We start from the raw sequence: 11,197 nt of genomic DNA on the forward strand, positions 1-11,197 counted from the left end.
CCCTTGGGGGCGCGCTCGCGCGCGGCTGCAGGTTCAATGAATTCAAACGGTTAGCGCTGGGCCTGCCCCTTGCGCTGACCCTGGCTGCCTGCGGGGCGCAGACCCCTGCCAAGGCGGGACAGGATGGGCACACACATGGTCAGGAAGTGGACAAATCCGGACACTCCCGGACAAATCCGGACAATTCCGGACACGATGAGGACACCCACGACCACGATCATGACGATGACCACGACCACGACGAGCACGACGAGGAAGGCGGCGACCATGTGGCGCTTTCCCCCGAAGCGGCCCGCGAAGCCGGCATCCGGATCTCCACCGCAAGCCCTGCCCCGCTCGGCGCCACGCTGAAGCTGCCGGCCGAGATCCGGTTTGACGCAGACCGGATCGCCAATGTGTCGGCGAGGGTGGACGGGGTGGTGACCCGCCTGGGCGCGGCGGAGGGCGCAACCGTGCGCAAGGGCGAGACGCTGGCGGTGGTCAACAGCCGGGAGCTGGCCGGGATGAAGGCCGATTACATGACCGCGCTGGCGGCCGAGGCGCTGGCCCGGGACACGCTGACGCGGGAGGAGACGCTGTGGCAGCACCGGGCGACGCCCGAAGCGGACCTGCAGGCTGCGCGCGCCGGGGTGGCCAGTGCCGAAGCGGCCCGCAAGGCGGTGGAGAACAAGCTGCACGCCATTGGCGTGACCCATGCCACGCTCGACCGGCTGGAGCATATCGAGGATGGGGCGCTGGGCAGCATCGCCATCACCGCGCCGATTGGCGGGCGGGTTGTGCGCCGGTCCCTGTCCCTCGGCGAAACGGTGAGCGGGGGCGCTGCCGCGCCGCTGTTCGTGGTGGCCGATGACAGCGTCGTGTGGGCCGACATTGCCGTTTACAAGAGCGATTACGCCCGGCTGCGCGAGGGCATGGCCGTGACCCTGCGCGAGGAAAATGGCGCCCCTGCCGCTGAAGGCAGCATTGCCCTGATCCTGCCGCTGATCGACGAAGCCTCCCGCACGGCCACCGCGCGGGTGATCGTGGACAATGCCGATGGGCGGCTGCGCCCCGGCCAGTTCGTGACGGCAGAGATTGCCGCCGGAGACGGCGCGCCGGTTCTGCGCGTGCCGGACGGAGCCATTGTTCAGGTGGAGGGGCGGGCGAGCGTGTTCGTGCCGGCCGATGACGGCTTTGCCCCGCGCGCCATTGAGCCCGGCCGCAAGGCGGGCGGCTTTACCGAAATCCGCTCCGGCCTGTCGGCCGGTGACGCTTATGTTTCCGAAGGCGCCTTCACGCTGAAAGCTCAGCTTGAAAAAGACGCGTTCGGCGACGGCCACGTTCACTAGGAGGCCGGACAGATGAAAACCCTGATGCACCATATTGCCGGGGGCCGGCTGCTGGCCGCCATTGCCACGCTGGCGCTGACGCTGGGCGGCGTGTTTGCCTTCCGCGCCCTGCCGGTGGATGCCTTCCCCGACCCTTCGCCCTCGCTTGTGCAGGTGTTCACCGAGACCGGCGGCCTCTCGCCTGAAGAGGTGGAGCGGTATGTGACCTTCCCGATCGAGACGGCGATGTCCGGCCTGCCGAAGATGCAGTCCATGCGGTCTACCTCGAATTTTGGCTTGTCAGTCGTGAACCTCTATTTCGAGGACGGCACCGACATGTATTTCGCCCGGCAGGTGACCGGAGAGCGGCTGGCGGAAGCGGCCGAAGGCATCCCCGAAGGCTTCGGCACGCCGAAGATGGGGCCGATCTCCACCGGGCTTGGCATCATCCTCTATTTCAAGCTGGTGGATGAGACGGGCACGCGCTCCCTCATCGAGATGCGCGAGATTGCCGACTGGATGATCAAATATCCGCTGCAATCCGTGGACGGTATAACCGAGGTGCTGATCCTCGGCGGCGAGGAGAAGGAATATCAGGTTCGCCTGAACCCGGACCTGCTGATCGCCTATGACATCAGCCTGAAGGATGTGATCGCTGCGCTGGAAGCGGCCAACCGCACCGAGGGCGCGCAATATATCGAGGCAGGCGCCGAGCAGTTCACCGTGCGCGGGGCGGGCCTTGCGCACACGGCCGCCGACCTTGCCGAAACCCCTGTGAAGACGCAGGACGGGCGCGCCGTGCGCGTGGGCGATCTGGGAGAGGTGGGCCTTGGCGGCGGGGTTCGACAGGGCCTTGCGACCGCCAATGGCGAGGGCGAGGTTGTGGCGGGCCTGGTGCTGAAGCTTTATGGCTCCAACACATCCGAAGTGATTGCCAGAGCCAAGCAGCGCTTTGACGAGATCAACCAGACCCTGCCCGATGGCGTGAAGGCCATTCCCTATTACGATCAGGGCGCGCTGGTGGAGAAGGCGGCGGCAACCGTGACCACCGCCCTCTGGCAGGGGGCGCTGCTGGTGGCGGCGCTGATCTTCCTGTTCCTGGGCGGATGGCGGCCGAGCCTTGTGGTGGTTCTGTCGATCCCCTTCTCCGTGGGCTTTGCGTTCATTGCGATGCAGGCTTTCGGCATCAGCGCAAACCTGATGTCGCTGGGCGGGGTGGCGATTGCCATCGGCATGATGGTGGACGGGGCCATCGTGATTGCCGAGAATGTGGACCGGGGCTTCCGGGAGCGGGCCGAGGGAGAAAGCGCGCAGGAAACCATCGGGCGGGCGACCGCCGAAGTGATCGCGCCGCTGATTTCCGCCGTGGCGGTGGTGATCATCGTGTTCCTGCCGCTGTTTGCGCTCCAGGGCGTGGAGGGGAAAACCTTCCGGCCACTGGCCGCTGCGGCCGCGCTCGCCATGTTCGGCTCGCTGATCTATGCCGCGCTGATCGCGCCGGCGATGGCCTTCGGCCTGATGCGCCCGGCAAGGCGCGCCGCCAGCGCTGGCCTTGACCGGGTGGGGCGTATCGTGCAGCCGGTGTCTGCCTTCTTCATCCGCAGGCGGATGGCGGCCATCGGGCTGGCCGCCGGCCTTCTGGCAGCAGGCGGAGCGGCGATGACGCAGCTGGGGTCAGAGTTCCAGCCTGCGCTGGAGGAAGGCGATATCGTGATGCGTATCACCATGGCGCCGTCAGTCTCCCTCACCGAGGCGGCCGCGACCGTCACCCGGATCGAGAAGCGGCTGCTCGACGCCTTTCCGGAGGTCGCGTCCGTTGTCAGCCGGATCGGGCGCGGCGAGGTGGGCGCCCATGCCGACCCGGTGAACTCATCTGAAAGCTTCGTGGCGCTGAAGCCGCGCAGCCAGTGGCGCAAGGGGCTTTCGCCGGAAGACCTGCGTGCGGCGATCTCAGACACTCTGGGCGCCTATCCCGGCGTGCAGGTGAGCGTGGGCCAGCCGATTGCGATGTCTGTGGACGAGCTGGTGACCGGCACGCGGGCGCAGCTGGCGGTGAAGATATTCGGTCCTGATACGGATGTCCTGCTGGCGAGTTCGCAGAAGCTGCAGGCCATCCTGCAGGGCGTGCGCGGGGCGAGCGATGTGCAGGCCGACCAGATCACCGGCGCGCCGCAACTTGTCGTGGCGATGAACCGGGAAGCGCTGGGACGCTATGGCCTGACCGTGGATGACGGGCTGGAGGCTTTGCGGGCGGGCGTTGGCGGGGCGCAGGCAGGCGCCGTGTTCGAAGGCGTGCGGCAATTCCCGGTGATGGTGCGCTATACCGAGGAAAGCCGCAGCAGCGCGGCGGCCATCGGGCGGATCATCCTGCGCTCAGACAGCGGCGCGCGCGTGCCGCTGGAGGCTGTGGCCGATATTCGCGAACTGACCGGGCCGCGCCAGATCACGCGGGAGAATGGCGAGCGGTTCATCACGGTGCAGCTCAACGTGCGCGGCCGGGACATCGGCTCCTATGTGGCCGAGGCGCAGACCGCTGCGGGGGCGCTGGCGCTGCCGGCCGGCTACCGGATGGAATGGGGCGGGCAGTTCGAGTTGCAGCAGCAGGCGAATGCACGCTTTGCCGTGGTTATTCCCATAACCCTCGGCATTGTGCTGATTGTCCTTCTGCTGACTTTCGGGCGGCTGGCTTCGGCTGCGCTGATCCTGATCAACATACCCCTGGCGCTGACCGGCGGGGCGCTGGCGCTCTGGCTGGCGGGGCTGCCCGTCTCCGTGCCCGCCACGGTGGGCTTCATTGCGCTGTTCGGCATCGCGCTGGGCAACGGGATGGTGCTCGTCAGCTTCATGGACGCGTTTGCGCGGGAGGGCCGGCCTCTGGACGCGCTGGCCATCGAGGCAGCGGGGCGGCGGGCGCGGCCCGTGCTGCTGACGGCGCTGACCACGACGCTGGGGCTTGCGCCGCTGCTGTTTGCCACCGGCGTGGGCGCCGAGGTGCAGCGGCCGCTGGCGACCGTGGTGATGGGCGGGCTGGTGACCTCCACCCTGCTCACCCTGCTGGTGCTGCCGGCGCTGCACCGCTGGTTTGCGCCCAGAGCGGAGGCGCCGGGCTAGATTTCCGGCACTTCCAGGCCGCGCCGGAGGAGGCTTTCCCACGCCTCCTCCGGATCGTCGGCGAACTCGAACAGGTTGAGATCGTCCGGGCTGATCATGCCGGCCTCGGCGAAGGCCTCGAAGTTGATGATCCGTGTCCAGAAGTTGCGGTCATAGAGCACGACCGGCATGTGATGTCCCTTGCCGGTCTGGCTGAGGGTGAGGAATTCGAACAGCTCGTCCATCGTGCCGAAGCCGCCGGGGAAGATCATCAGGGCGCGGGCGCGCATGGCCAGGTGCATCTTGCGCATGGCGAAATAGTGGAACTGGAAGTTCAGGTCAGGGGTGATGTAGGGGTTGGGGAATTGCTCGTGCGGGAGCTGGATGTTGAAGCCGATGGTGACAGCGCCTGCGTCCCGCGCGCCGCGATTGGCCGCTTCCATCACGCCGGGGCCGCCGCCGGTGGCGATGACATTGTCGCGCCACTGGCGTCCGTCGCAGAGGGCGCCGCCGCGCTCGGACGCGATGCGCCCGAAGGTGCGCGCGGCGTTGTAGATGCGCGATTGCCATTCCCCGCCATCTTCGCGGATGCGGGCGCTGCCGAAGGCGACGATGGTGGAGCGCACGCGCTCGTAGCGCAGATACTCCTCGGCCTTGGCGTATTCCATCATGAAGCGCGCGCCCCGCATGGAATCGCCCAGGACGAAATCCTGATCGAACGCGGCCAGCCGGTAGACCGGGTTATCGCTGTAATTGTCCGCTGCCATGAGGGCCTCCTGCCTGAATTGAAGGCCCCCCTTTTAAGGCATTCTATTTTTCAGGACAGCGGGCAATGACTTTGATCTCGAAGTCGAAGCCGGCAAGCCAGGTGACACCCACGGCGGTCCAGTTCGGATAGGGCGGCTGGGGGAAAACGCGGCTTTTCACCTCCATGATGGTTCCGAACTGGGCTTCGGGATCGGTGTGGAAAGTGGTGACATCGACAATGTCGCTGAGGCTGCAGCCAGCCGCATCGAGCACGGCCTGGAGATTGTCGAAGGCGAGCTGCACCTGTTTGGCGAAATCAGGTTCCGGCGAACCATCCGGGCGGCTGCCGACCTGACCCGAGACAAAAAGCAGGTCCCCGGAGCGAATCGCGGCGGAATACCCGTGCTGCTCGTAGAGGGCGTGGCGATCTTTGGGAAAGACGGGCTCGTTTCTGGGCATGTCGCTGTCCTTTCAGGAAGGGGCTGATTGGGTTCACGGCATGTAGGATCGATCGCGGGCAATGCGACCTTAATTCGTCATCCTTCTGCGGTGCGCGGCCTAGGAGGCGGTGCGGTCCTGGGCAATCTCCGGCGGCAGCAGGTGGCCGCCATTCAGCACGGCGCGGCTGAGCGGGCGGCCGGAGGCGGAGAAGGTGGCGCTGACCGAGGCGAGATCCCGGCAGGAGTTGAGCAGCGCGATCTTCTCGCCCTTGCTGAGCGCGGCGACGTATTCGGCGGCCGACTCGGCCGTCTCCGTGCGCGCCCTGGCAACAGCCAGCGGCGTGTGAACCTCGTGGCGGCCAAGCGACCAGTGCGTGTCCACCAGGGCGCAGCGGCGCTGCTGTTTCACCTGGTCGAGCAGCAGGGTGTAGAGATCTGCCGGGCGCAGATCACGGAACACGGCCTGGGCTTCCTGCGCGGCGGCGAAGGAGGCTGGCACGGCGACTTCCGCCGGAGAGACCAGCGCCCCTGCCTTGCGGAAGGCCTGCCCGGCCGAGCGCTTGGCCGTCCAGTAGGACAGCGGCACCGAGAGGATCAGGCCGATGGTGGCCGGGGCAAGCCAGGCGGCATAGACCGGCGAGATGATCATGGCAGCCACCGTCAGCACCACGCCGAGCGTCATGGCGGGCGCGCTGTGGCGCAGGGTAGCCATCAGGGAATAGCCATCCTCCGTGCGCTTCTGCGGCGACCAGCCGGAGTCGCGCCCGGTCAGCACGCTGATGACGGCGCTGGTCTGGGTGACCATCATGATCGGGGCAATCAGTACCGAGAGGAATGTCTCTGTCAGCACGCCCAGCATGGTGCGGAACATGCCGACCTGGCGGCGCCAGAGCGGGCTGATCAGGCCATAGATGAGGCCATAAATCTTCGGCGCGAAGAGAATCACCATCGTCACGATGAAGAGGTTGAGCGCGCGCACGGAGTCGATCACCGGCCAGGTGGGGAACAGCGAGAAGCCATCGCCGAAATAGGACGGGCGCATGAAGCTGTTCTGAAGCGACAGGGCCATACCCACGGTGATGAAGATCAGCCAGAGCGGCGAGGAGAGATAAGAGAAAATGCCGGTGATCAGGTGGAACCGGCTCGTCCAGGCGAGGCCGCGTGTTTTCAGGAGTACCAGCATGTGCTGCATGTTGCCCTGGCACCAGCGGCGGTCGCGGATCACCAGATCGATGATCGTCGGCGGGCCTTGTTCATAGGAGCCGCTCAGCGCCGGCTTGATCTCGACATTCCAGCCGGCCCGGCGCAGCAGCGCGGCCTCCACAAAGTCGTGGCTGAGGATATGGCCGCCAAACGGCGCGCGGCCCGGCAGTTCCGGCAGGCCGGCGGCCTGCGCCATTGCCTGCACACGTATGATCGCGTTATGGCCCCAGAAATTGCCTTCCTTCTGGGCCCACCAGGCGATGCCATGGCCGAGCACAGGGCCATAGAGCGCGGCGGCAAACTGCTGGATGCGGGCAAACAGGCTCTCCCCGCCCACAAGTTGCGGAATGGTCTGGATAAGGCCGGTGCGCGGGGATTCCTCCATCTGGCGCACAAGCTCGATCAGCGTGTCGCGCTCCATATAGGAGTCGGCGTCATAGACGATCATATAGTCGTAGCGGCCGCCCCAGCGGGTGACGAAGTCACGGATATTGCCTGCCTTGCGATGATGGTTGATCGTGCGGCGGCGATACCAGATGCGCACATCAGACGGTGAATGCTGGCGGATGCGCTCGAAGGCGGCTTCCTCGGCAAGGGCGACTTCCGGATCGGTCGTGTCGCTGAGGATGAAACAATCAAACCGGCCGGGCGCGCCCGACATCATCTTTGCGGTGGCCAGCACCGTGCCGAAGATATGCTCGACATTCTCGTTATAGATCGGGAAGGCAATGACCGTGCGCGTGTTGCGCAGGTCTGGCCCTGCGTCCGCGCGCGGCTTTTTCATCAGCGAGCCAATCGCCGAGAAGAAGCCCATGGTGGCGTTGATGAAGGCGTAGCAGACCCAGACGATGTTGATGGCAAAGATCGCCAGCAGTGCCCATTCCAGCAGCGTCAGCCCGGAAACCGACAGCACTTCATGCATCTCATAGGTCGCCCAGGCCGTCAGCCCGAGAGAGGAAACCAGAAGGAACAGCTTCCGCCAGATGTCCGAGGCCGGACGATGCGCCGAAACAGGGACAGGACCGGCCAGGGACTGGCTCGGCATATCAATCGGGAATTCGGTGGGACGTGCGCGCAGCAAGGTCATTCCTTCCGCCAACGGTAAAGCCAGGTTTCAGTGATGGGCTTGCCCCCCTTCGTGAGCAGGGCGCGAAGCTCCGCCACGTCGGTATTCTGTGCTTCGAGTTCGAAGCTGAGCCGGACTTTTCCGGTCTCGGGATTGGTCTTGATCACGGGATTGACGATCTTGCCGGCCGATGTGGAGACATCGGCCTCCACGCCGTTCAGCAGGGCTTCGGGGATCTGCTCGTAATCGATCACGAACAGCTGCTGGGTCGAGGCGGGCTTCACGCCGGCAAACGTGTTTGCCACACTCGTCACATCGGGCACGGACGAGGTGAGCAGGCTCCATTTCATGTCATAGGAGACCGTGTAGGCCGTGCCCGGCTGCCAGGGGGTTTTCGGCTTCCAGTACGCAACGATGTTGTCGTTGTATTCGTTCACCGTCGGGATTTCGACCAGCATCAGCTCGCCCTCGCCCCAACCGGCCTTGGGCTGAACCCAGACGGTCGGGCGGTGGTGATAGCCCGCCTCGATGTCGGCATAGTCATCAAAGCCGCGCTTGCGCTGGACGAGGCCAAAGCCGAGCGGCGGGCGATCGGCCAGCACCGACACCTGCAGCGCCTTCGGATTGAACAGCGGCCGCCAGACCCATTCGCCATTATACATCTGGATCGAGAGGCCTTCAGAATCATGCACCGCCGGGCGGAAATCATTCGGATGCTTCCGGATGTCGTGCGGCGAGAAGAAATACATCGAGGTGAGCGGCGAGATGCCCACGGTTGACAGTGTTTTGCGCGGAAACAGCGTCGCCGTGATCTGCATCTTCGTCTCGACACCCGGCGTCACCGCGAACTCATAGGCGCCGGTGATGCTTTCCCCGTCGAGCAGCGCATAGATGCGGATCGTGTCGGACCCCGGCGCAGGTTTCTGCAGCCAGAATTCGCGGAAATACGGGAACTGCTCGCCTTCGGGCGACGCGGTCCCGATGGAGATGCCGCGCGCCGAGGCGCCGTAAAGATTGCCCGCGCCGAGAGCCCGGAAGAAGCTGGCCCCGCGGAAGCTGATCAGCTCGTCCCATTTGCCGGCAATGTTCAGCGGCGTGACCACCCGGAACCCGGCAAAGCCGAGCAGGCGCTGGGCCTCCTCTGAGAGCGGCAGATCAAAGAAATTGAAATCGTCAGGCGAATAGGGCCGGGCAACTTCCTTGCCCTCCTCAACGAAGTTCAGGCGGACGGCCTGGTTGAAGAGATAGCCGCGCGGGTCTGGCAGTATGCGGAACTTGTCCGAGCTGTCCTTCCAGAGGGCTGCTTCCTGGCGCAGCTCGATGCGGCGGTAGGCGTCATAGTCGAGCGCGCCGGCCTCTTTCGGAATGCCGGGCGGCGTCTGGAACGGGCGGCTGGCGAGGATTTCGGCCTTGCGGCGCACGTCCTCGAAGTCGAACTCCGGCGTGGCGGGCGGCGGGGGCGCGGCCGAGGGATCCCCCTCCGACGCCGCCAGCGCAGCAGCCGCCTCAGGGCTCAGCGTTTCGAGCACGGCCTCAGGCGCCGCCGCCATCATCGGCTCAGCGGGCGCCTCGCCTTCAGCGGCAGGGTCTGCCGGAGCAGGCTTTGCGGGGGCCTCCGGGGCGGGATCGGCAGAGGGAGAACAGCTGGAAATGAGAAGCCCGGCCATCGCAAGGCCGCACACAATCCTGACTGAGACGCTCGATAACGGCCTCAAGCGCATACTCCTTTACCAACACCTTCCCGAGACTCCGGGAGCCGCTTTGCTGCGGCGCAGCATACCCGGAGCCTGTCTAACGAACGCGGCCGCAATTGGTTGCCTTCGAACTGTGCCGGCCAGGTCAGGCGGCATGGATCGGACTACAGGCGGGATCAGGGGATGGGGCACGTTGTCAGTCGGGAGGGAACAGGGCCCGTTTTTCATGACAATGCGGCAAACCGAAGGCAGATTTGTGACCCCTGCATCGCGGTGCTGTCGCACATGTGTCGTGAACGATCCGGCTGCAGCCCCGCCCGGAAACCGGGCACTGCAGCCAGCAAAAAGAGAGGGAGCGCCGCGAGGACAGGCAGAGTGTGCGGCGCTCCCAACCGGGGATTTTCAGGACGGAGAGGTCTCCGCCTGAAGGGTCCCGGTATGCTGGTGGCGCTGGGCCAGATTGCCCAGCAGCAGAAGGATTGGCGCCGCGATGAAGATCGACGAGGCGGTGGCGATGAGCACGCCGAACACCATCGGCAGGGCGAAGTTTTCCACAGCCTTGCCGCCCCAGATGGCCATCGGCACGATCGCCAGCAGGGTCGTCATCGAGGTGAAGATACAGCGCGTCAGTACCTGGTTGATGCTGGTGTCGATGATCGTTCGCAGGTCATAGCGCTTGGCGAGACGGATATTCTCCCGCATCCGGTCATAGACCACCACCTTGTCGTTCACCGAATAGCCGATGAAGGTCAAAAGGGCGGCGATGGCGGTCAGGTTGAAGTCCAGCCCCATGATGACGAAGAAGCCGATCATCTTGGTGGTATCGAGCGCCAGCGTCAGGATGGCGCCGATGGCGAAGTTCCACTCGAAGCGCCACCAGATGTAGAGCAGCATCGCAAGGCTGGCGAGGCCAACGGCGATGGCGCCATTGCGGGCAAGCTCGCCGGAGACTTTCGGCCCGACGACTTCGGTACGCTCCACCGAGATGCCCGGATCGATCTCTGCCAGCGTCTTGCGGACGGTGTTGATGGCGGCGGTCTGCGCCGTCTCTCCGCCCTCCTGGCGCTGGACGCGGATCAGCACTTCATTCTTCCCGCCGAGCTGCTGCAGCGTCACTTCGCCCAGCCCGAGGCTGCCCAGTTCCGAGCGAAGCTGGGCAAGGTTGGCAGCCTGCGGCGTGGCGATCTCCACCTGGATGCCGCCGGTGAAATCGATGCCGTAATTCAGCCCCGGCTTCATGAAGAGGCCGACGGAGACAAGCGAAAGAAGGATGGAGCTGGCGATGCCGAAATAGCGCGCCTTCATGAAGGAGATTTTCGAGCCATCCGGCACAATCCGGAACAGCGGTTCGATATTGATCTTCTTCATCCTGCGATGGCGCACCCAGGCCGTCATCAGGACACGGACCACCGTAATGGCGGTGAACATCGAGACGGCTGTGCCGATCACCATGGTGACGGCAAAGCCCTTCACCGGGCCGGTGCCGAACATGAACAGCAACGCCGTGGCGATCAGCGTGGTGATGTTGGCGTCAAGAATGGTCGAATAGGCAATCTTGAAACCCCGGTCGAGCGCGGCGAGCGCGCTGACGCCCTTGCGGCTTTCCTCCCGTATGCGCTCATTGATCAGCACGTTGGCGTCCACCGCGAT

General features: G+C 65.2%; 8 protein-coding genes. 2 read left to right on the forward strand and 6 right to left on the reverse strand.

The window, feature by feature from the left end:
• Positions 1-50: 50 nt before the first annotated feature.
• Entirely contained in the window at positions 51-269 is a 219-nt protein-coding gene (locus C0456_RS16485) for a hypothetical protein (protein ID WP_291054342.1), read from the reverse strand.
• Here C0456_RS16485 and C0456_RS16490 point away from each other — a divergent pair, their 5' ends adjacent.
• Both C0456_RS16490 and C0456_RS16495 read left to right on the forward strand, forming a co-directional pair.
• On the forward strand, positions 270-1,328 hold the full coding sequence (locus C0456_RS16490; RefSeq protein ID WP_291054344.1) for an efflux RND transporter periplasmic adaptor subunit: 1,059 nt from the start codon (positions 270-272) through the stop codon (positions 1,326-1,328). It begins immediately after the preceding gene.
• Positions 1,329-1,340: 12 nt separating this feature from the next.
• On the forward strand, positions 1,341-4,418 hold the full coding sequence (locus tag C0456_RS16495) for a CusA/CzcA family heavy metal efflux RND transporter (RefSeq protein WP_291054346.1): 3,078 nt from the start codon (positions 1,341-1,343) through the stop codon (positions 4,416-4,418).
• Here C0456_RS16495 and C0456_RS16500 read toward each other — a convergent pair.
• The 5 genes from C0456_RS16500 to secF all read right to left on the reverse strand — a co-directional run.
• On the reverse strand, positions 4,415-5,164 hold the full coding sequence (locus C0456_RS16500; protein ID WP_291054348.1) for an LOG family protein: 750 nt from the start codon (positions 5,162-5,164) through the stop codon (positions 4,415-4,417). The genes C0456_RS16495 and C0456_RS16500 overlap by 4 nt on opposite strands.
• 43 nt (positions 5,165-5,207) lie before the next feature.
• Positions 5,208-5,603 (reverse strand): RidA family protein, encoded by a 396-nt coding sequence (locus tag C0456_RS16505; RefSeq protein ID WP_291054350.1) that lies wholly within the window; start codon positions 5,601-5,603, stop codon positions 5,208-5,210.
• Positions 5,604-5,702: 99 nt separating this feature from the next.
• Positions 5,703-7,874 (reverse strand): glucans biosynthesis glucosyltransferase MdoH, encoded by a 2,172-nt coding sequence (mdoH, locus tag C0456_RS16510; protein WP_291054352.1) that lies wholly within the window; start codon positions 7,872-7,874, stop codon positions 5,703-5,705.
• Positions 7,871-9,520 (reverse strand): glucan biosynthesis protein G, encoded by a 1,650-nt coding sequence (locus C0456_RS16515; protein WP_291054354.1) that lies wholly within the window; start codon positions 9,518-9,520, stop codon positions 7,871-7,873. The genes mdoH and C0456_RS16515 overlap by 4 nt, the downstream gene beginning before the upstream one ends.
• Positions 9,521-9,949: 429 nt before the next feature.
• The coding region (gene secF, locus C0456_RS16520; RefSeq protein WP_291054356.1) for a protein translocase subunit SecF at positions 9,950-11,197 on the reverse strand (1,248 nt) is incomplete at its 5' end.

It is taken from the genome of Hyphomonas sp. (genome assembly GCF_013823385.1).
GTDB lineage: Bacteria > Pseudomonadota > Alphaproteobacteria > Caulobacterales > Hyphomonadaceae > Hyphomonas.

What these genes read in the sequence shown, in the direction of transcription:
- C0456_RS16485 (WP_291054342.1), bottom strand. Translation starts at nt 269, where the DNA reads ATGGTCGCCGCCTTCCTCGTCGTGCTCGTCGTGGTCGTGGTCATCGTC.
- C0456_RS16495 (WP_291054346.1), top strand. Translation starts at nt 1,341, where the DNA reads ATGAAAACCCTGATGCACCATATTGCCGGGGGCCGGCTGCTGGCCGCC.
- C0456_RS16500 (WP_291054348.1), bottom strand. Translation starts at nt 5,164, where the DNA reads ATGGCAGCGGACAATTACAGCGATAACCCGGTCTACCGGCTGGCCGCG.
- C0456_RS16505 (WP_291054350.1), bottom strand. Translation starts at nt 5,603, where the DNA reads ATGCCCAGAAACGAGCCCGTCTTTCCCAAAGATCGCCACGCCCTCTAC.
- mdoH (WP_291054352.1), bottom strand. Translation starts at nt 7,874, where the DNA reads ATGACCTTGCTGCGCGCACGTCCCACCGAATTCCCGATTGATATGCCG.
- C0456_RS16515 (WP_291054354.1), bottom strand. Translation starts at nt 9,520, where the DNA reads ATGGCCGGGCTTCTCATTTCCAGCTGTTCTCCCTCTGCCGATCCCGCC.